General features: G+C 69.4%; 14 protein-coding genes. 6 read left to right on the top strand and 8 right to left on the bottom strand.

Annotated elements, in window-relative coordinates; all coding sequences use genetic code 11:
- The first annotated feature begins 67 nt into the window (after positions 1-67).
- Positions 68-5,746, top strand: coding sequence for a PKD domain-containing protein (locus IFU11_RS08980; protein WP_192018717.1), 5,679 nt, complete (start codon positions 68-70; stop codon positions 5,744-5,746).
- Positions 5,747-5,862: 116 nt separating this feature from the next.
- Here IFU11_RS08980 and IFU11_RS08975 read toward each other — a convergent pair whose 3' ends face one another.
- From IFU11_RS08975 to IFU11_RS08955, 5 genes are read right to left on the bottom strand one after another with little or no spacing between them, the layout of a single operon-like run.
- Positions 5,863-6,798 carry a glycosyltransferase gene (locus tag IFU11_RS08975; RefSeq protein WP_192018716.1) on the bottom strand — a complete coding sequence of 312 codons (936 nt, stop codon included), beginning with the start codon at positions 6,796-6,798 and terminating at the stop codon, positions 5,863-5,865.
- On the bottom strand, positions 6,795-8,213 hold the full coding sequence (locus IFU11_RS08970) for a hypothetical protein (protein ID WP_192018715.1): 1,419 nt from the start codon (positions 8,211-8,213) through the stop codon (positions 6,795-6,797). Before IFU11_RS08970 ends, IFU11_RS08975 begins: the two co-directional genes overlap by 4 nt.
- Complete coding sequence (locus IFU11_RS08965) at positions 8,200-9,549, bottom strand: oligosaccharide flippase family protein (RefSeq protein ID WP_192018714.1); 1,350 nt, start codon at positions 9,547-9,549, stop codon at positions 8,200-8,202. Before IFU11_RS08965 ends, IFU11_RS08970 begins: the two co-directional genes overlap by 14 nt.
- A complete protein-coding gene (locus IFU11_RS08960; RefSeq protein WP_192018713.1) occupies positions 9,549-10,652 on the bottom strand; it encodes a glycosyltransferase family 4 protein in 1,104 nt (367 codons plus the stop codon). Before IFU11_RS08960 ends, IFU11_RS08965 begins: the two co-directional genes overlap by 1 nt.
- 38 nt (positions 10,653-10,690) lie before the next feature.
- Entirely contained in the window at positions 10,691-12,133 is a 1,443-nt protein-coding gene (locus IFU11_RS08955; RefSeq protein WP_192018712.1) for a polysaccharide biosynthesis tyrosine autokinase, read from the bottom strand.
- Positions 12,134-12,384: 251 nt separating this feature from the next.
- On the opposite strand from IFU11_RS08955, the gene IFU11_RS08950 reads away from it, so the two are divergent.
- From IFU11_RS08950 to IFU11_RS08935, 4 genes are all read left to right on the top strand, one after another.
- The gene (locus tag IFU11_RS08950) at positions 12,385-13,020 is read left to right on the top strand and encodes an arsenate reductase/protein-tyrosine-phosphatase family protein (protein ID WP_192018711.1); all 636 of its coding nucleotides are present in this window, start codon (positions 12,385-12,387) and stop codon (positions 13,018-13,020) included.
- Between the two features lie 161 nt (positions 13,021-13,181).
- Entirely contained in the window at positions 13,182-14,333 is a 1,152-nt protein-coding gene (locus tag IFU11_RS08945) for a DUF1972 domain-containing protein (protein ID WP_192018710.1), read from the top strand.
- Positions 14,326-15,468 (top strand): Gfo/Idh/MocA family protein, encoded by a 1,143-nt coding sequence (locus tag IFU11_RS08940; protein ID WP_197977383.1) that lies wholly within the window; start codon positions 14,326-14,328, stop codon positions 15,466-15,468. The genes IFU11_RS08945 and IFU11_RS08940 overlap by 8 nt, the downstream gene beginning before the upstream one ends.
- Positions 15,453-16,370: a hypothetical protein gene (locus IFU11_RS08935; protein ID WP_192018709.1), complete on the top strand. Its 918-nt coding sequence runs from the start codon at positions 15,453-15,455 to the stop codon at positions 16,368-16,370. Before IFU11_RS08940 ends, IFU11_RS08935 begins: the two co-directional genes overlap by 16 nt.
- A 96-nt stretch (positions 16,371-16,466) precedes the next feature.
- Here the strand turns inward: IFU11_RS08935 and IFU11_RS08930 are convergent, their stop codons facing one another.
- From IFU11_RS08930 to IFU11_RS08920, 3 genes are all read right to left on the bottom strand, one after another.
- On the bottom strand, positions 16,467-17,678 hold the full coding sequence (locus tag IFU11_RS08930; protein WP_192018708.1) for a glycosyltransferase family 4 protein: 1,212 nt from the start codon (positions 17,676-17,678) through the stop codon (positions 16,467-16,469).
- The gene (locus IFU11_RS08925) at positions 17,675-18,469 is read right to left on the bottom strand and encodes a CDP-alcohol phosphatidyltransferase family protein (RefSeq protein WP_192018707.1); all 795 of its coding nucleotides are present in this window, start codon (positions 18,467-18,469) and stop codon (positions 17,675-17,677) included. The genes IFU11_RS08930 and IFU11_RS08925 overlap by 4 nt, the downstream gene beginning before the upstream one ends.
- A gap of 415 nt (positions 18,470-18,884) precedes the next feature.
- Positions 18,885-20,417 (bottom strand): sugar transferase, encoded by a 1,533-nt coding sequence (locus IFU11_RS08920; protein ID WP_192018706.1) that lies wholly within the window; start codon positions 20,415-20,417, stop codon positions 18,885-18,887.
- Positions 20,418-20,904: 487 nt separating this feature from the next.
- Here IFU11_RS08920 and IFU11_RS08915 point away from each other — a divergent pair, with 487 nt between their 5' ends.
- A complete protein-coding gene (locus IFU11_RS08915) occupies positions 20,905-21,390 on the top strand; it encodes a MarR family winged helix-turn-helix transcriptional regulator (RefSeq protein ID WP_197977384.1) in 486 nt (161 codons plus the stop codon).
- The last annotated feature ends 133 nt before the right edge of the window (positions 21,391-21,523 follow it).

Below are 21,523 nucleotides of genomic sequence, written 5' to 3'. Positions count from 1 at the left end.
CACCCCTCGGCCCGTCCGCGGAGCCCTGTCGCGCCCCGAGCCCGCCTCCAGCGAAACCCGAGAACCCGTGTCCAGATTTCTGCGATCCCAGGATCGACCGAGCGCGCACGCGCCGAGCCGCAACGACGCCCGCGGCGTCCCGTCCAAGCTGAAGAAGCCCCTGGCACTCGGCGTGATCGGTGCGGTGTTCGCCGCGCTGCTCACCTTCACCGCCACGGCGGCCCCGGCGGTGGCCGACACGGTCCCCCAGGGCGCAGGCGAGGCGTCGACCGTCTCGGCGGACGCGCTTCCCACGGTGCAGATCAACAAGACCGTGTGGTCGCAGGTCGTCGTCGGGAACACCGTCTACGCGGGTGGAACCTTCACCAAGGCCCGTCCGGCCGGCAACGCAGCCGGCGTCGGCGAGGTCGACCGCACCTACCTGCTCGCCTACGACCTCACCACCGGCGTGCTCATCAACTCCTTCGCTCCGGTCCTCAACGCCGAGGTCAAGGCCGTGACGGCCTCGCCGGACGGTAAGACCCTCTACGTCGTCGGTAGCTTCACGAAGGTCAACGGACAGGACCGCTCGCGCATCGCCGCGTTCGACACGGCGACCGGTGCCCTCAAGTCCTTCGCTCCGATCCTCAACTACATCGGCTACAGCGTCGCGGCGACGAACAGCACCGTGTACGTCGGTGGCGGCTTCACCAACGCCGCCGGCCAGACCCGCAAGGGAGCGGCGGCGTTCACCAACGCCGGTGCCCTCCTGCCCTGGGCTCCCGTCACCGAGGGCGGCGTCGTCCGCGCCCTCGCGATCGCTCCCGACCAGTCCAAGGTGATCCTCGGCGGAGCGTTCACGACGCTCAACGGCAGCAGCAATCCCGGCTACGGCCTCGGTGCCGTCGACGCGACCGCCGGCGCGCTCCTCCCGTGGAACGTCAACGGCCTCATCCGCAACGGTGGCGCGAACGCCGCGATCTACTCGCTCACGAGCGACGCGAACAACGTCTACGGGACCGGCTACGTCTTCGGTTCGGGCGGCAACCTCGAGGGTGCCTTCAACGCCGGCTGGGCGAACGGTGACATGAACTGGGTCGAGGACTGCCACGGCGACTCCTACTCGGTCGCCTCCCACGGCGACGCCGTCTACATCGCCGGCCACCCGCACTACTGCGGGAACATCGGCGGTTTCCCGCAGACGCAGCCGTGGACCTTCCAGAACGCACTGGCGTTCTCGAAGACCACCACCGGCACGGCCACGGCAGACCCGTACGGCTACTACAACTACGCCGGTCAGCCGACGCCAAGCATCCTGAGCTGGTTCCCGGACTTCACGCCGGGCAACGCGACGAACCAGAACCAGGGTCCGTGGAGCGTCGCCGCGAGCACGAACTACGTCGTCTACGGCGGAGAGTTCCTCGCCGTCAACAACAAGTCGCAGCAGGGACTGGTCCGGTTCGCGACGAAGGCGGTCGCACCGAACCTCGAGGGTCCGAAGCTCAAGGGGAGCGCCTTCCCCATCACCGCGATCTCCCTCGCCAGCGGCACCGTGCGCGTCTCCTGGAAGACGAACAACGACCGCGACAACGAACTCCTGAAGTACGAGCTGATCCGCAACAACCAGACGGCCACGCCGATCATGACGAAGTCCGTCCGCTCGACCTTCTGGAAGGTCAGCAACCTCATGTACACCGACAGCGGCCTCGCACCGGGGACGACCGTCAACTACCGCGTCAAGGTGACCGACCCGCTCGGCAACTCGACGATGAGCGACAACGTCCCGGTGACCGTGTCCGCCGACGGCTCGACGTCCGCGTACGCGCAGGCGGTCCTCGCGTCCGGTCCCACGTCGTTCTGGCCGCTCGGCGAAGCCAGCGGCACCGCCGGCTACGACTGGGCCACGGGCGACGACCTGACGCTCACGAACAACACGACGCGCGGGACGGCAGGCGCCATCATCGGCTCGAACACGACCGCGACGACGTTCGCCGGCACGAGCGACAGCGCCGCCTCGACGACGACGGCGCAGAAGGCGCCGAACACCTTCACCGCTGAGACGTGGATCAAGACGACCACCGACCGCGGCGGCAAGATCCTCGGATTCGGTGGGAACTCCACCGGGACCTCCGGCAACTACGACCGCATGATCTTCATGAACAACGACGGGCGCCTGATGTTCGGCGTCTACCCGGGCTCCGTCCGGACCGTGCAGTCCTCGAAGGCCTACAACGACGGCGAGTGGCACCACGTCGTCGCAACGCTCGGTGCGAACGGCATGCAGCTGTTCGTGGACGGCAAGAAGCTCGACAGCCGCACGGACACGACGAGCGGCCAGGACTTCACCGGCTACTGGCGGGTCGGCGGCGACAACCTCGGTGGTTGGCCGGGCTCGCGCTCGAGCGACTACTTCGCCGGCGCCATCGACGACACCGCGATCTACCCGACGGTCCTCGACCGCGACACGATCGTGAACCACTACGTGGCCTCCGGCCGGACCTCGCCGGTCCCGGCCGCTCCCACCGACGCATACGGTGCCGCGGTGTTCAACCTCGATCCGACGTCCTACTGGCGCTTCGATGAGACGACCGGCACCACGGCGAAGGACTCCGGCCGGAACGACGGCCCGGCGACCTACTACGGTGCCGTCGCGAAGGACCAGAACGGTGCGCTCGCCGGCGTCGCCGGGAACCGCTCCGCACAGTTCGGTCCCGATGGTTCGGGTGTCGCCAGCGACACCGCTTACTCCAACCCGACGAGCTACGCGCTCGAGGCGTGGTTCAACACCACGACCACCAACGGTGGGAAGATCATCGGTTTCGGCGCCAACCAGCAGGGCGGATCGGGCGGCTACGACCGACACGTCTACATGGAGAACGGCGGTCAGCTCACCTTCGGGACCTGGACGGGCCAGACCAACACGATCACGACGCCCGCCGCATACAACGACGGCACCTGGCACCACGTGGTGGCCGAGCAGTCGTCGGCGGGCATGAAGCTCTACGTCGACGGTGTCCTCCAGGGCACCAACCCGCAGACGAGCGCCCAGGACTACACCGGGTATTGGCGTGTGGGCTCCGACACGACGTGGGGCGGGACCGCCGGCACGTTCAGCGGACGCATCGACGAGGTGGCCGTCTACGCACAGCCGCTCACGTCGGCGCAGGTCACCCAGCACCACGACCTCGGCCTGGGCATCCTGCCGAACGTCGCTCCGACCGCCGGTTTCGCCGTCACGAACACCGACCTCACCGCGCACTTCGACGCTTCGAGCTCGGTCGACACCGATGGGACCATCGCGACCTACACCTGGGACTTCGGCGACGGCACCACCGGCACCGGGGTGACGGCCGACCACGCCTACGCGGCAGCCGGAACCTACACGGTGACCCTCACCGTGACCGACAACCGCGGCGGCACGGGGACACTGCAGCACCCGGCGACCGTCGTCGCACCGAACGTCGCCCCCACGGCGTCGTTCACCGCAGCGGTCAACGCGCTGGGCGTCCAGTTCGACGCCAGCGCCTCCGTCGACACGGACGGCACGATCGCCTCGTACGCCTGGGACTTCGGCGACGGCACGACCGGGACCGGCGTCAACCCGGGCCACACGTACGCCGCCGCCGGCTCGTTCACCGTGCACCTGACGGTGACCGACGACAAGGGGCTCCTCGGAGAGACGAGCCAGGCGGTCGTCACGACCGTCCCCGTGAACCAGCCGCCGGTGGCCGCGTTCACGCCGACCGCGACGGGCCTCACGGTCACGGTCGACGGCTCGGCGTCGAGCGACCCGGACGGCACCATCGCCTCGTACGCCTGGAACTTCGGTGACGGCGCGACCGGCACCGGTGCGACGGCCGCTCACGCCTACGCCGCCGGCGGGACGTACACGCTCGCGCTGACGGTCACCGACAACGGTGGGGCCAGCACGACGACCTCGCAGTCCGTGACCGTCGTCGCTCCGCCCGCGGCGACCGTGCTGGCGAAGGACACCTTCGCCCGCTCGGTCACCGGCGGATGGGGTTCCGCCGATGTGGGAGGGGCCTGGACCCTCGATGCGGCGTCCAACTACTCCGTCGCAGGTGGCAGCGGTCTCATCTCGACCGCGGTCGGCCTGACCCGGACCGCCAAGCTGACCACGGTCGGCGCCACGGACACCGAGACGCAGGTCCGCCTGTCCTTCGACAAGAGCTCCACCGGTGGCGGAAACTACGCCTCGGTCATGGGCCGCGTCGTCGGAGCCGACAACTACGCCGCGCGGATCTGGATCCGGAACAACCAGGGCGTGCAGCTGCAGCTGATGAACGGCAACACGATCCTCAAGGCGGTGAACATCGACGGCTTGACCTACCTGCCCGGCACCCAGCTGCAGGTCCGCTTCCAGGCCGTCGGGACCTCGCCGACCGAGCTCAAGGCGAAGGTCTGGGCGATCGGATCCACGGAGCCCGCGGCCTGGCAGCTCACGGCCACGGACAGCACCGCATCGCTGCAGGCGGCCGGTTCGGTGAGCCTCCGCTCGTACATCTCGGGGACCGCCACCGGCGGCACCGTCGTGACGCGCTTCGGCAACCTGATCGCGCAGCCCTCCGGCTCGGTCACGGCCCCGCCGGCGAACGTGCCGCCCACCGCGGCGTTCACGCAGGCGGCGACGTTCCTGACCGCCTCCTTCGACGCTTCGACGTCGACCGACTCGGACGGCTCCATCGCGTCCTTCGTCTGGGACTTCGGAGACGGCGCCTCGGGGACGGGTGTCACCACGAGCCACGCCTACGCGGCCGCCGGTGCTTACCCGGTGAAGCTCACCGTGACCGACAACGCGGGAGCCTCCGCTACCAAGACCAGCACGGTCACGGTGCAGGCGCCGCCGCCGAACGTCGCACCGACCGCCGCCTTCACGACGAGCGTGACCGGCCTCGCCCTGACGACCGACGGGTCGGGATCCACCGACACCGACGGCACCGTCACCGCGTACGCCTGGGACTTCGGAGACGGGGCCACCGCCACCGGAGCGACCGCGAGCCACACGTACGCGGCCGACGGCACCTTCACGGTGACGCTGACCGTGACCGACAACGCCGGTGCCACCGCGGTGACCCAGAAGCAGGTCACCGTGGCCGGAACGGTCGTCGTGCCCCCGGTCACCCCGGCCACCGCGCAGGACGCCTTCGAGCGTCCGGCCGGTGCCGGGTGGGGGACGGCCGAGGCGGGTGGCGCCTGGACACCGGCGAACAACCCGTCCGCGTTCAGCCTCGCCGACGGCAAGGCCGTGATCACGACCCCGGCCGGCCAGACCCGGGCCACCACGCTCAACGGCGTGAGCCAGACGAGTTCCGACAGCAGCGTCAAGGTCTCGTTCGATCAGGGACCGACCGGCGGCGGCAACTACGTCTCCGTGATCGGCCGTCAGGTCGGTTCGGCGAACTACGCGGCGCGCGTCTGGATCCGCTCGAACAGCGGGGTGCAGCTGCAGCTCCTGCAGGGCGGGACCACGCTGTCCGCGGTCAACATCGCCGACCTCGTGTACGTCCCCGGCCAGCAGCTGCAGGTCCGCCTGCAGGTGTTCGGCACCTCGCCCACCACGGTGCGGGCGAAGGTCTGGGCGGCCGGCACGACCGAACCGACGAACTGGCAGCTGACGAGCGTCGACTCGACGGCCGCGCTGCAGGCGGCCGGCACGGTCGGACTGAACCAGTACATCTCGGGCACCGCGACCAACGGCCCGATCATCGCCCGGTTCGACGAGTACCTCGTCAAGCCGACGGTCTAGTCCACCGCGAACGAACGGCCGGTCGTCCTTCGGGATGACCGGCCGTTCGACGTGCGGGGAGGCGTTCATCGCAGCGGCGACGCCGAGGCGACGGCCTGCGTGCGTGACGGTGTACGTCAGCGACCGCGCGCGGCGGCCTTCGAGAGCCGGAGCCCGTCGACGACCCCGCGGACACCCGCACGGAGCGGGCTGCGGGTGCTGAGGAACTGCCGACGACCTCCCTGCAGGAGCACGGACCAGGCCACGGGGATGGTCGAGCGTCTCCAGGCCCGCACCTCGGCCGGTGGGAGGTGCTCGGCCGCGTAGAGGAGTCGGTTCCGGATGTTGAAGTAGTAGTAGGTCGTCGACTTGGCACGCGCCGAGGCGGCGTCCGAGCGGTCGTGGGTGCCGCCTTCGTCGTGGACCGCGGTGGCCTCCTCGACGACGGCCAGCGAACCGCCGACGGCGACCACTCGGTGCGACAGGTCGACGTCCTCCCAGTAGAGGAAGTAGGCGTCGTGGAAGCCGCCGGTGCGCGCCCAGAGTTCCACGCTCAGCATGAGACAGGCGCCGCTCAACCAGGGCGCCACGGCTGCCCCTGGGTGGTCCTCGCGTCGTCTCCGCGATCGGATCGTCCCGTCGTGCAGGTACAGATCCACCCCGTCGAACCAGAGGCTGCCGTCCGGTCGCTCGATCCGCGGAGCGAGCATCGTCATCGGTTGCTCAGCGCAACGATGCGAGAGCACGTCGAGCGCCTCGGGCGTGAGGGATGCGTCCGGGTTGAGGAGCAGCACCTGCTCGACGCCGAGTCCGATCGCCCGGGCGACGCCGAGGTTCATGCCGGCACCGAACCCGAGGTTGTCGTCGGGCAGGAGGAGGTCCCAGCGCTCCGCGTCGGCGAGCCGCGTGACGGCGTCGCGTGCGGCAGGGGAGGAGTAGTTGTCGACGACGACGGTCCGGAGGCCCGGTACGGCGCGGGTCAGGGTCGCGAGGTTCTGCTCGAGGAGTGCGGGGTCGCCGTAGTTCACGACGACGATGCCGATCCCCTCGGGTGAACGCACGGGTCCGGTCATGCTGCGTCCCCGCGGCGGTGCTCGGACGCGAGGGCCGCCGGGTGTCGTCCCGCCGCAGGGCCGTCGGTGCCGACCTTCAGGATGAGGGCGAGCCCCAGGAACAGGGTGAGCGTCGGAACGGAACTGTAGAGCGGACTGAAGAAGAGGTCCCAACAGGTCCGCACCCCCAGGAAGATGACGACCGCGCTCGCGTTGCGTCGTGCGATGCCGTGCCCGAGGCCGTAGATGGTCAACCAGGCGATCAGCGCGGCCAGGGCGAGCCCGATGAGGCCGAAGCGGACCCAGAGGTCGCCGATGGTGGAGTGGACCTCGAACCCGGTCCCGAACATGAAGCGTTCGACGTAGCCGTTGTTCGGGTCGTACCCGATGGAGGCCATGCCGGTCTTGGCGACCAGCACGTCGCTCAGGGAGGCGTAGGTGCCGCTCCCGTACCCCGTCGGCTGGTGGAGGAAGAGGGCGGCGGTCGCGGCGAGCTCCGGTCGTCCGCCGAGGAGGATGGATCCCGACTGATCGAGTTGCGCGACGGTGCGACTCTGGGTCTCCGCGCCGAACACCCCGTCGAGGAGGAGGGCCTGGCCGATGTTGAACACGAACGCCGCGGCGATGCCGATCCCGATGATGACCCGGGCGGTCGACGCCTTGCGGCTCTTGCCGGCGGAGCGCATCTGCCAGGCGACGAGGCAGAGGGTCAGGAGCAGGATCGCGAACAGCGACCGGGAGTCGTTGAGGATCGACACGGCTGCGAGGGCGGCGACGACGGCGACCTCGATCCAACGGCGGCGGGTCGCCAGGGCCAGTCCGAGCAGGATCACGGTCAACGGCACCGAGTACTGGAACTTCCACACGTTCGACATGTAGGCGGTACCGCCAGGGCCGGCGATGACGGCACGGACGAGCAGCCCGAGGCCGTAGAACACGATGATGTGCGACGGCGTCAGGACCGTCCGGGTCCAGACGATGCACGCGACCGACACGAGCGGGCCGAGGAGCACGATGGTCGCGCCGATGGCGACGCCCTGGCCGGTCTGGTGGTCGTCGGCCATGGCCGCCGTGAGCCAGAGCCCCGACACCGCTGCAGCGAGCCCTCCGAGGAGCAGGACCACCCCGCCGCGGTACCTCCGCAGCTCGCCCACCCAGAGGGGGAGCAGGATCAGGGCCACGCCGAAGCCCACGGTGAAGCCCTGGAAGACCTGGAGGCGAGCGCCGAGGAGCACGAGGAACACGATGGCGATGATGCGGTGGACCGTCGCCATGGTCGGATCGGTCGGTGGTCGGAGGACGGGGAGCGGTTCGAGCCGCTCGTCCGCGGGTGCTCCGACGACGCCAGGTGACGCGGGACGGGGCCGCGCCGCACGCCACCGCGGGACGGCGTTCGCCTTCGGGCCCGCGTTCGTCTTCGGATCAGTGAGCGACATCGACGGGCTCCGCTTCCGCAGCGAGCCGGCGTCGCTTCGCGAGGTCGCGCTGGACGTACCAGAGGTTCGGGACGACCTGGCAGATCGCCACGGCGACCGCGGATCCCACGATGGGGCCCGCGGCGCCGAGGACGGGGATGAGCACCCAGGAGAGGCCGAGGTTGAGCGGCACCATGACGAGGATGGGGAGGACCTGGAACTGGAGGCCCTTCGCGTCCGTCATGTACATCCCGACCGGGTACTTCGCGGCCTGGAGGGCGACGAACACGACGTAGGAGACGAGGATCGGCCAGCCGAGGGTGATCTCGCCGTCGGAGACGAACCCGGCGATCCACGGGGAGATCGCTGCGAGGACGACCGCGAGGGCGAGCCCGCCGCCGAGGAACCACAGCGTCGGGACGAGTGGCGATTCCACGCGCTTCGCGGACCGCGCCTTCGCATAGATCGGCCACAGCGCCAGCCCGGCCGCACCGATCGTCTGGATGACGAGGCCGAAGAGCTGCGTCGCGAGGTTGTACTGGGCGAGTTCCGGTCCGGTCGTCAGGTGGCTGAGCAGCAACCGGTCGGTCTGCATGGCGATGGGCAACGCGATCATCTGGACGACCATCGGCCAGGCGAGGGCGAACGCGGGGACGCCCGGAGCGCTGCGGAGCTTCGGCACCTCCTTCATCGCCTGCCAGACCTGCGGGCTGATCGAGCGCGCGGCGAGTACCAGGCAGACGGCGGCGACGACCCCGCTCGCGGCGTAGGAGAGGACGGCGACGAACGAGCCGCCGTCGAACCCGGTGACGACGAAGAGCCACACGCCGAGGAAGATCGCCGGAGCGGCGATCGCCTGCGTCGCGACCTGGGTGCTGGTCTTGCCGACCCCGATGAGGATGCGTTGACCGACGGTCATCGGCAGGACGAGTCCGAACGTCGCGAGGCAGAGGAACGCCGCGACGCTGCCGCCGTCGGGTGCGAGGCCGTTGCCGAGGATCGCCGGCCACAGGTCGAGGACGGTGATGAGGATGGCGACGAGCATGATGACCGCGCCCGACACGGTGAGGATCCGGAACGCCGTCACGATCGAACGCCGCACCTGCAGGTCGCGCTTCGGGTCGTCGGATCCGGCGATGGCGTTGATGACGACGGCGGCGATGCCGAGGTCGGCGAACGGCAGCAGGGCCGGCAGGCTCGTCAACAGCCCGTACTGGGCGTAGGCGCCGGAGCCGAAGTGTTCGATGATCATCCGGCTCGTGAAGATGCCGAGGACGCCGGAGAGCCCCATCACGAAGATCTTCGCGATGGCCGTCTGGCTGACGGAGGCCCAGATGCCGCCCCTGCCGCGCGCCATCAGCGATCACCGCCGGCGTCACGGAACAGCCAGGTGTCGGCGGCAAGACGGCCGTCACGGACGGGAAGGTCCGCGAGCACGTCCTCCGGGGTCCGGGTGCTGGCGATCGTCGCGAGGATGGCCTCGGCGAGTGCCACCGCGTCGTCCCCCGGCTCGACGACCCGGTGGCCGTGCTCGTCCAGCCAGCCGGCGATGCCCGTCTCCGTCGTGGTCACCACGAGGCAGCCGGCGGCGAGGCCCTCGACGATCGGCAGGCCGACCTGCTCGCGCCAGTCGGGACGCGGCTGAGAGGGCAGGACGAGCGTGCGGCTCGCGGCGAGGGTGTCGAAGATCACGGAGCGTGCCGGGTCGCGGTTGAAGGTGACGGACGGGTGGCGGTCGCTGAGCGCGGTCGCTGCGGGCTCGAGCTCGCCGGAGCCGAGGATGACGAGGGAGGCGCGCGGTTCGCGCTGCAGGACGATCGACCACGCTTCGACGAGCAGGGGGAAGCCCTTCCGCCCGACGAGGGCTCCGAGGAAGACGATCTGCAGAGGGTCCCGGACGACCTCGCTCCGCGCCGACATGGGCGCGGGCAGGGCTTCGATGACCGTGGACTCGAGGTCGGGTCGCAGGGGCAGGACCCGGGCGTGCAGATCGCGGGCCCCGGTCGTCCCGTAGACGATGCGGTCGAGACGACGCCACACGCGACCAGCGGCCCATCGCTGCGCCCGGAGTTTGACGCGGGACTTCAGGCGGGCGGGACGGGCGGACATCGGGTCGAGGTTCTCGATGGCGTACGTCACCACGAGCGGCCGTGTTCCCCGGAGGCGTCCTCGCAGGTCGAGGGCGAGCAGGGTGCTGAGCGTGGCGATGGCGGAGGACAGTTGGAGCGGCTCGTTGACCTCGAGCGCGGTCACGCCGGAGCGGACGAGCAGCCGTGCTGCGGCCATCGGCTCGGCCTGGACGAGCTCGACGCCCGGAGCGACGCTCGGATCGAAGTCGTAGCGGCGACGACGGTAGACGATGCTCGCAGGCGCCAGTTCACGGGCGCGTTCGAGGTGCGCGGTGCGGACGACCTCGTACAGCCTGGCGCGGGGATGGCTCAGGCGAGCGGGTGTTGGCATCGTTCGTCGGTCCCTTCGGCGCGTCGTCGGCCAGCGGCTCAGCGGCCGGCCATGGACGGCGTGCGCGCCGAGTCGTTCGCCGCGGGGGCGGCGGTTCCCGTCGCGGTGGGGCCGAGCGCGACGGCGTCGGGAGCCGACCGGTACGAGTTGTAGCGGTAGTAGGAACTCGTCTCGTCCTGCTTGAGGCCGTTGAGGACCAGCCCGATGGTGCGGGCGTTCGCGCCGTCGAGGGTCTCGAGCGCGCGGTGGAGCTGCTGGCGGCGGGTGGACTTGTACCGGGACACGACGATCGCACCGTCGGTCATGTGCGTGAGCCAGAGCGGGTCGGTGACCGGGATGATCGGCGCGGTGTCGATGATGACGAAGTCGTACGACTCCTTGGCGCGGTCCACCAGCTGGCGCATCGCGTCGGAGGCGAGGAGCTGGCTCGGGTTCGGCGGCACCCCACCGGAGGCGAGGACGTCGAGGTTGCCCCGACCCCAGGGCTGCACGGCCTCCTCGAGGGTGATGTCGCCGACGAGGACACTGGTCAGGCCGACCTCGCCTTCGATCTGCGTGTAGCCGGCGATGGAGGGGCGGCGGAGGTCGGCGTCGATGAGGAGGACGCGCGGTGCGCGTTCGGTCATCGCGAGGGCGAGGCCGAGCGCCACGGTGCTCTTGCCCTCACCGGGGAGCGCGGAGGTGACGATGACAGAGGTGATCCGTTCGTCGACGTCGGCGAAACTGAGGTTCGTCGCGAGACTCCGGAAGCCCTCGGCGATCATGCCGTTCGGGTTCCGCATCATCGCCTGCGTCGGCAGCTCACCCTTCCGCGTGCGGGCGACCGTTGTGAGGACGGGGGTGTCGGAGACCTGCTGCAGCTCGCGCAGCGACCGGATCCTCGTGTCGAGGAGCTCCCGGCCGAAGGCGTACAGCACGCCGATCAGCAGTCCGCCGAGTCCGCCTCCGGCGACGAGGAGTTTGGTGTTGGGCGCGAAGGCGAAGATGGGGAGCTTGGCCGGCGCGATGATCGTGAGTTGGACGGCCGGGCGGTCCTGATCGTCCCTCGGGGAGATGCCGTCCACCGCGGAGGACAGGGAGTTCGCAACGGCCGCCGCGATGCTCTGCGCCTGCTCGGCGCTGGTCGACACCGCGGAGATCTCGACGATCACGGTGTTGAGGGGCGCGTCGGCGCTGACCGACTCCGCGAGGTCCTGGACGCTCATGTCGAGGCCGAGCTCGTTGATGACCGGCTCGAGCACGATCGGGGAGGACGCGAGGACGGCGTAGGACTGCACGAGGTTCTGCACGTACGTGGATCCCTGGACCAGTTCGGTCGTGGAGTTGCCGGCCTCGGTGGTCACGAACACGCTCGTCGTGGAACGGTATTGCGGTGCCATCGTCTGTGCGAAGACGTAGGCTCCGGTCGCGCCGACGAGTGCAAGCACCACGATGACGATCCACTGCTTGCGCAGCGTTGCGATGTAGTCGCCGAGATCCATCTGACTCCCCCTGGTTTGTTGACACCCAACACCTCAGCGTACCGACGATTTCCCGGTTTATCAGGGGAAAGACGCCCCCACTCAGGGGGGTACGGGCCGTTTGATGACCCCCAGTCCGAGGGTGTCCACCGCCACGGTTGACCCCCGTTCGACGGGGTTCAGGACGGTCTCCTTCGGTGTCGGTCAAGGGGGTGTGGCGCTCACGCTACGATTGTCGGAATTCTTCCCCCGAGCGAAAACCGAAGGACGTCATGGCGCGGATCCTCGTAGTGTGCAGTGCCAACGTCTGTCGCTCCCCGCTCGCGGAACAGCTCCTCCAAGCCCGACTCTCGACCATTCCCGGCTTCGACCGCCTCGTCTGCTCGAGCGCCGGCATCGAGGTCAGTCGCGGGCACGAGATGTGTGCTGACGCGGCCGCGGTCCTCGGCCTGCCGTCGGAGGGACCGAAGGCGCCAGCTCATCGTGCACGCCGCGTCACCAAGTCGATGATCGGTGGTGCGGGGCTCGTGCTGACCGCGAGCCGCGCCGAGCGCTCCGCACTCGCCCGGCTGTCGCCCGAGGCCAGGTCGAAGGTCTTCACACTCCGCGAGGCGGCCGCACTCGCCGAGGCGCCCGACCAGGCGATCGCCACCTGGCGCCCCGGTGCCGGCACGACGGCCGATCAGCGTCTGTCCGACCTGGCGGCCCTGCTCAACGCCCGTCGCGGTCTCGCTCCTGCTCCGAAGCCGGAGCGCACCGGGTTGTTCGCGCGATTCGGGAGCGACGTCGACCCGCTCGACATCGCCGACGGACACAACCTCGGCAAGCGGGCGCACCGGACGACCCTGCGGTCAGTCCAGCGCTCGGTCGAGCGGTTCGGCGCCGCTGTGGAAGCCCTCACGCGGTAGCGGTTCGAGGGTCATCACTACCCCTGTCTTTGGGGGTACGCAGGGCGCGATTTTCCCGTTTTCCGACGAATGTTGGGCGGTAGGCTCTTCAGCATTCCAGCCGAGACACGCTTCGTGTCCGCGCCGCCCGAACGGCGCCTGGAGCGATGAGGAGAAGCTCGATGGGGGACAACGCTGCACGGCGTCAGGGGCAGCCGACGGTTCGCATCCTCGGCACGCACGGGATCCCGGCGGCCTACGGAGGGTTCGAGACGGCAGCCGAGAACATCGCCGTCTTCCTCCGGGATCAGGGGTGGCGCGTCATCGTCTACTGCCAGTCCGACGGCCACGGGCCGATCGTCGAGGACGAGTGGCGCGGCATCGAACGCGTGACGATCCCCGTCGGTCCAGACGGGTGGAAGGGCACCTCGCTGTTCGACCTGAAGTCGATCAGACACGCCTCGCGGTTCGACGACGTCTGCCTCACGTTCGGCTACAACACCGCCGTCTTCAACGTCCTGCAGCGTCTCAAAGGCATCCCGAACGTCATCAACATGGACGGCATCGAATGGTCACGGGCGCGCTGGGGGTTCATGAAGCAGGCGATCCTCTACGTGAACGAACGCATCGCGTGCTGGGTCGGGAACACGCTCATCGCCGACCACCCCGAGATCGAGACCTACCTCGCGAAGAAGGCGAAGCGGTCGAAGCTGACGACGATCACCTACGGCGCACACCGTGTCGACTCGGCACCGGTCGCACCGCTGACGGCCCACGGGCTGACGCCGGGGGAGTACCTGACGCTGATCTGCCGCCCGATCCCGGAGAACACGATCCTGGAGCTCGTGCAGGCGTTCTCGGCCGAACGACGTGGCGTCACCCTCGCCGTCTTCGGCACCTACACCCCGGAGACGGACCCGTACCACCGCGCCGTCCTCGACGCCGCGAGTGACGAGGTCGCGTTCGTCGGGTCGGTCTACGACCCCGAGGAGCTCGCCGCCCTCCGATTCCACGCGCTCGGCTACCTCCACGGGCACACCGTGGGCGGCACGAACCCCTCGCTCGTCGAGGCGATGGCCGCCGGGAACGCCGTGATCGCCCACGACAACCCGTACAACCGATGGGTCGCCGGCGACGGCGCCCTCTACTTCACCACCGCACGCGACGCCGCCGCACGGATCGGCGAGCTGCTCCAGAACGCCGCCCGCCGTGCCGCCCTGTCCTCCGCCGCGTCCGCGCGGCACGCCGAGGAGTTCACCTGGGAGCACGTCGCCGGCCAATACGAAACCGTCCTGCAGACCTACCTTGGAGGTGCACGTGTCGCACGTGTCTGAAACGAACGCCCCGGCCGCGGAAGTGCCCATCGAGACGGCCCGCGTGCGGGTCGGCGTGATCGGTCTCGGCAAGATGGGCCTCTCCCACCTCGCCATGATCAAGGCCCACCCGTGGGTGAGCGTCGACGCGGTCGTCGACTCGACCGGCTACATCCTCGACGTCCTCGGCAAGTACACCGGCCTCAAGACCTTCACCTCGGTGGACGAGATGCTGGCCGCGGTCGAGCTCGACGCGGTCATCATCGCGACGCCGACGAAGTTCCACGCACCCATGGTGAAGTCGGTGCTCGAGCGCGGTCTCCACATCTTCTGCGAGAAGCCGCTCAGCCTGAGCGCGGCCGACTCCGATGAACTCGCCGCACTCGCCGAGCGTCGCGGCGTCGTGACCCAGGTCGGGTACCACAACCGCTTCGTTGGTGCGTTCCGAGAGGTCAAGCGTCTGCTCGACCTCGGTGCCATCGGTCGCGTCACGCACATCCAGGCGGAGGCCTACGGTCCCGTCGTGTTGAAGTCGCGCGGCTCGACCTGGCGGAGCAACCGCAACGAGGGCGGTGGCTGCCTCTACGACTACGCGGCCCACCCCGTCGACCTCCTCACCTGGTACGCCGGCGAGCCGATCGGCGTCGGCGGCACGGTCCTCGGCAGCGTGTTCTCCGAGCACACCGAGGACGAGGTCTTCTCGACCCTCTTCTTCGACGCCGGCGTCAGCGCGCAGCTCTCCGTCAACTGGTCGGACGAGTCCTACCGCAAGATGACCACGCAGATCACCATCACCGGGACCGCCGGTCGCATCCACGCCGACCGGCAGGAATGCCAGGTCTACCTGCGCGACACCGCGCCCGAGATCGAGGGCTACGAGACCGGCTGGAACGTCAAGTACACCACCGAGCTCACCGACGAGGTCTGGTACTACCTGCGAGGCGAGGAGTACAGCGCACAGCTGGACCACTTCGTCACCCGGGTCGTCGAGGGCGCCGTGTTGGGGACGAACTCCTTCACCAGCGCGGCCGCCACCGACCACGTCCTCGAACTCCTCACCATCGACGCGGCGGCAGGCCCGTCCACCCGAGCCGCGACGGCCGCACCCGCTCCCGTCGCGAAGAAGAAAGGCCTCCTCCCATGGCGACGAGCGTAGAGACCCAGACCGGCGCGGCCGCGACCGCTGCCCCGAAGCTTCCCCGGCTCCTGTTCGGAGACAACCAGTTCTTCGGCGTCAACCACATGTCGGAGGAGAAGGCGCGCGCCCAGGCCATGCGCTTCCAGGACACCGGCGCGATCATGGACGTGCTCGACGTCGCGTACGACGAGGGCATCACCTCGTTCATGTGCACCACGCACGACCGGATCGCCGAGGTCGCGGAGCGGGTACGGCTCGACCCGACGCGGTACGCCGACTTCACGTTCCAACCGTGCATGCCGTACGCGCACAAGTACGCGGACGCCGTCACGGAGAACGGCATGCTCGGTGCGCTCAAGCGCTTCCTTCCTGAGGAGGGCCTGATGAACGCCGCCCTGCGTGGCGGCAAGGCGTTCGCCACGAAGGACGTCGAGGGCATCATCACGCTGCTCATCGACGCCGAGATGGCGATGTTCCGCGGCGTCGAGACGCCGGTGATCTGGCTGCAGAACGTCGTCGTGGACCTCCTGCTCGGCCTCGGGTTCAAGGACGCGTTCGCCATCTTCGACCACCACGTGCGCACGAAGTACCACGCGCAGCCCGGGTTCATCACGATGAACCTGCCCCTGCTGCTCGACGCCCTGGACGAGGCCGGCCTCGAGAACCCGATCGTGTGTTCGAACATCAACAAGATCGGCTTCCGCATGTCGGGAGGGATCGAGGGCTACCAGCGGGTCCTCGAGGAGCGTCGGTTCCGTGCCGTCGCGATGTCCGTCTACGCGTCCGGCGCGATCCCGCCGCGCGAGGCGATCGAATGGCTCTCCGAGCAGCCGAACATCGAGTCGATGGTCTTCGGCGCCTCCAGCCGGCAGAACATCCAGAGCACGCGCCGCCTGGTCGACGAGTTCTTCGGGGTGTGATCGGGCGCGAGCCCAGCTGACACGAGGAACGGCCCCTGGCATGCCAGGGGCCGTTCCTCGTGTGGTCGGTGCGTCGGCCGGTCGGGGGCCTCGTCGTCAGACGCGGACGCGCCGGACGGACTCGACCACCTGGATGATCTCGGATCGGTAGCGCTCCGGGGAGAAGTGCTCCTGCGCCGAGCGGCGGGCCCGGTCGGCGATCCGTGCGCTCCGGTCCGGATCGTCGAGGAGCTCGGCGACCGCTGCGGCCATGGCCTCGGCGTCACCCGCCGGCACGAGCAGGCCGGTCGCGCCGTCCTCGATGCTCTCCAGATGACCGAGCGCTGCTGATGCGACGACGGGTCGCAGCGCCAGCTGGGCCTCGACCACGGCGTTGCCGAAGGGTTCCCGGAGCGAGGGGGCGACGACGAGGTGCGCGCGCTCCAGCGCCGGCCAGATCGGGGAGACGTAGCCGGAGAAGGTGACCGCGCCACGGAGGTCCGGCTGGTCGGCACGGTCCCGGAGCTGCTGCTCGAACCACTCGTACCCCTCGAACGGCGTGCCAGCGATCTCGATCCGCACGTCGCGTCCGGCACGGCGCAGGATCCCGACCGCGTCGAGCGCGATGTCGGGCCCCTTCCGCGGGGAGAGTCTGGCCACGATCGCGAGTCGATGCGGTTCGGAGCCGATCGGCGCCGGCGTGGGATCGACGTCGGGGCCGGCGACGCCGTTGAAGACGAGCCGGACCTTCCGGGCGAGCCCGGGTGCGGCCGTGGTGGTCGCCTCGACCGCCGCGCGGCTGATGACGATGAGCGCGTCGGCGAGGATCAGCGGCGAGTTCAGGGCGAACCGGACCAGCCTGCCGTCCGCGGTCTCCGCCTCGTGCACGTGGCAGACGACCGGTGTGCGCGTCAGGCGTGCGGCGAGGATCCACCACGGGAGCGTCACCGTGTTGACGTAGACCGCGGTCGGCGCGATCTCCTCGATGACCCTCCGCAGGAAGCGGACGGATCGCAGGCCTTCCATCGCGAGCGAGGCGACGCCGCCCAGAGAGGCGTTGGCCCGCCGCAGGACGGGGAAGGGGACGAACCGGACCTCCGCGCCGCGGGCGAGCAGCCTCGGGACCAGCTTGCCGTCGGCGGGGAGGGCGACGATCACCCGGTACCCGCGCCCGACGAACGCGCTGATGCTCTCGAGCATCTGCAGGTCCGACCCGTAGACGTCACCCGACGGATTCGCGATGAGGACCGTCTGCCCGGCATCGGCGGTGGAGGTGTCGTCGAGCTCGTGAGCGTCCAGGGTGGTCTCCGATGCGTCGATGGCGGTCACCGGCCGAGCGCGACGGGCTGGCCGCCGGATGCGGATCCGACGGTCCCGAGCCGCTCCATGTCACGGAACCACTTCACCGACGCGAGCAGCAGGTGGCCGGCGTTGGCGAGGAACATGAGGGTGTAGGCGGCGAAGAACACCTGCGGGGCACCGAGGAGCACGAAGATCAGGCAGAGGAAGCCGTAGTCGGTCGGGATGACGAGCAGCGAGCGCAGGATGGTGCTGTGGCCGTTCTCCGGAGCCGGGTCGGCGCCGTAGACGCGCTTGAGCTGCTCGTTGAGGATGATCGCGAAGAACGCGACGGCCGCCACGACGCAGTAGCCGATGGGGATGAGCAACAGCGCAGGGGTCGGCAGCTCGAAGAACCGGAAGGCACTGATGAGGACGGCGAGGTGGAGGGACGAGATCTTCGTCGCATCGATGACGTGGTCGAGCCACTCACCGGACGGTGACCCGCCGCCGCGCAGCCGTGCGACCTGGCCGTCGGCCGAGTCGAAGGCGTACCCGATCGCGAGACAGAGCCACACGCCGACACCGAGACCGATGCTCGGGGGCAGGGTCGCGAGCATGATGATGCCGCTGAACGTGAAGACCGCACTGATCACGGTGACCATGTTCGGCGTGAGACCGAGCTGGTACGCCGCTGCGGCGAGGTAACGACCCGCCTTGCGGTTGACGTAGATCGAGTACGCCGGAGCGCCTCGCGTCCGCTTCTTCTGTGCACCGGCGAGACGGGCGACGATGTCGGAGTACCGCTCGGCGACTTCGGGGTCTTCCGTGGGCTGAGTCATGGGGGCAGTTCGGGTCATGCCGGTCCTTGTGTTCTCATGTGGGCGCTGCAGGCGATCGCTGATTCGGGTGAGCGGTCGTGAGCGGTCGGGCGACGAAGGCGCGCCCGGGTTCGGGTGTTCCGCGACCGGACGGGTGCCGGGGTGCGGGAATCGTGGCGAGGCGCGTACGGTGCCGGATGTGATGCGTCGACGGCTCGGGTAAGTCGTCGCTGCAGTGCGTCGCGGGCGGGTTCGGGTGTGCGGGTCTCGCCGGTGAGCAGCTGTGCGATCGAGCCGTTTTCGGGTGACTCGCCGTGCGACTGCGGGCGGTGATGGTGACGACTGTATCGAAGTGTTGCCCCCTCTGGAAGGGGATTTGTCCTCTTTTCGCAGGACACCCCTCGCTTTGGGGGCATCACCGACAGCAGTCCTGACATCAGTACGCGCCGACCGGTTTGAGCACGACCTTGACGGTCTGCCACATGATCATCAGGTCGCCCGTGATGGACCAGTTCTCGACGTAGTAGAGGTCCAGGCGGACGCTCTCCTCCCACGTCAGGTCGGAACGTCCGGAGACCTGCCACATGCCCGTGAGGCCCGGCTTGATGTGCAGACGCCGGTGGACGTCCTTCTCGTACTCGGCGACCTCGCTCGCGAGCGGCGGCCGGGGCCCGACGAGACTCATGTCGCCGGTGAGGATGTTCCACAGCTGCGGCAACTCGTCGAGGGAGTACTTGCGCAGGATGCGACCGACGCGGGTGACGCGCGGGTCGTTCTTCATCTTGAAGAGCACGCCGTTGCCCTCACTCTGCGCCATGAGGGCGGGGAGGACGGCTTCGGCGTCGGTGACCATGGACCGGAATTTGAACATCGTGAAGCGCTCACCGTTCCTGCCGACGCGTTCCTGCCGGAAGAGGACCGGGCCCGGGCTGTCGAGCCGGACGGCGAGGGCGACGAGCGCCAGCACTGGCGAGATGAGGAGGATCCCGAGGCTCGTGAGCCCGATGTCGAGTGCGCGCTTCATGATGTGGTGACCGCCCTCGAACTGCGGGATCTCCACGTGGATGAGCGGTAGCTCCTCCACCGGGCGGAAGTGGATGCGGGGCCCGGCCACGTCGGTGAGTCGGGCCGCGAGCACGAGCTCGGTCGCCGTGCCCTCGAGGTCCCACCCGAGTCGGCGGACGTAGTCGCTGCCGCCGTCGACGGGGCCGGCGATGATGACCGCGTCGGCGGTGAGGTTCGCGGCGGCCTGGGCGACGCCGTCGATGTGCGCGATGACCGGGACGGAGGTTCCCCGGCTCGAGAACGGCTCGGCCGTCTCCTGGTCGACCACGGCCGCACCGACGACGGTGTAGCTCATGCTGTGCTGCTTGGCGACCTGTTCGAGGACGTACGCCACGTCGTCACGCCGGCCGACGACGACCGTCCGCGCGGTGTACTCACCGACGCGACGACGGCTGAGCAGCCATCTGCGCCACATCCAGCGGGAGGCGAGGAGCGCGAGTGTCCCGGCGGGGAGCGCGAGGATGAAGTACCCCCGCGCGATGTCGATCTTCAGGATGAGGAAGACGATGGCGAGGATGCCGAAGGCGAACGCGCTGGCGTTGACGACGCGCTTGTACTCGGCGACGCCGGAACCGATGATGCGGCTGTCCCGGGTCCTGGTGAAGCCGAGGAAGGCGAGCCAGACGAGCACGATGACCCCCGACAGCAGGATGTAGAGCTGCTGGGCCTCGGGGCCGACCGGGTCGTCGCCGAACCGCACGACGAACGCGGCGGAGACGGCGAAGAGCGCGATGACGCTGTCGGTGAGGATGAGCCAGCGACGGTAGCGCTTCGACCACTCGCGCTGCGTCATGGACTTGACCGCGACGGTGGAGGACTCCGCGCCGAGCGCAGCAGCTCGGCGTCGGACGAGCGCGATGGGGCCTGTGATCGGGAAGGCGTTGTCGTTCACGTCGGCACTCATGCTCGGGTCGACCCCTCGGAGCGGAACTGGGCGAGCGCCGCGCTTCGGGTGCGCGGACGGGTCTGTCGGGAGGACCGACGGCGGTTCGGGTACGTCGTCATGGGGCTGCTATCCACTTGTGGGGTTCGGGTGTGCTTCGGATGCGCGATGCGCAAGGGCGGTTCGGGCCGCCCGCGGAGAACGCGACGTCGCTCGTGTGCCCACGACCGACCGGTGATACCGGTCGAGATGAGCGTCCCCCTTGGATATCCCTCAACTGTAGGAAGCGGGGGGTCATCGGCGGATCCCCCACTCCAGGGGGGTCGCCGCCCCCAATGCTGGGGGTGTGGAGGGCCCCCGACGCGCGATTCCGTCGTCATCGGCCGCGATGACGACGGACCTCGTCGGTTGTTCTCGACACCGTCCGGTGGGGGACAGCACGGTCCACCGACCTCGCGCCGGTCATGGGTGGCGGCTCGGCCGCACACGCAGCGACTACATTGGTGCCATGGATGGAGCGCGCGCGACCGATGGCGTGATCGCCGACGCCGCCCGCGATCCCATGGCCGATTGGCCCACCGGGCGCCTCCTGTCCACGGCGTCGCGACTGATCGAGCACACCTGGCAACAGGCCCTCGACGGCATCGGGGTCACCCACGCCGGTCTCATCGTGCTGCACCTGCTCGACAGCGGCCCCGCCAGTCAGAAGGAGCTCGCCCGACGAGCCCGCGTGCAGAACCAGACGATGTCACGCACGCTCGACCGACTGGAGCGGGCCGGCCACATCGAGCGCATCGCCGCGGCCGACGACCGTCGTCGTCACGTGGTGAGCCGGACGCCCGCGGGCGATGAGGCATGGCTGGCCGCACACCGGCTCGAGGCCGACGTCTTCCCCGAGCTGCCCGACGAGTCGGCGTTGCGGTCCCAGCTGCTCGCGATCATCCGTTCGGGCGAGTCCGCCCGTTGGTCGCCCGAGGACGTCGAACCCGCCTGACCCGCCTGCCGGGCCGCCCTTCGACGGGCTCAGGGACCGTTCCAGGTCCGGGTGCACCTCTCCCGGTCGCTGAGCTTGTCGAAGCGCCCACGAGGAACCTTCAAGATGCGAGGACGTCCGGCCGGGGCTGCCC

The organism is Plantibacter sp. CFBP 8804, from assembly GCF_014841225.1.
Classification (GTDB): Bacteria; Actinomycetota; Actinomycetes; order Actinomycetales; family Microbacteriaceae; genus Plantibacter; species Plantibacter auratus.
Note: the sequence above shows the minus strand (reverse complement) of the source record. Positions and strands in the feature narration are given on the sequence as shown.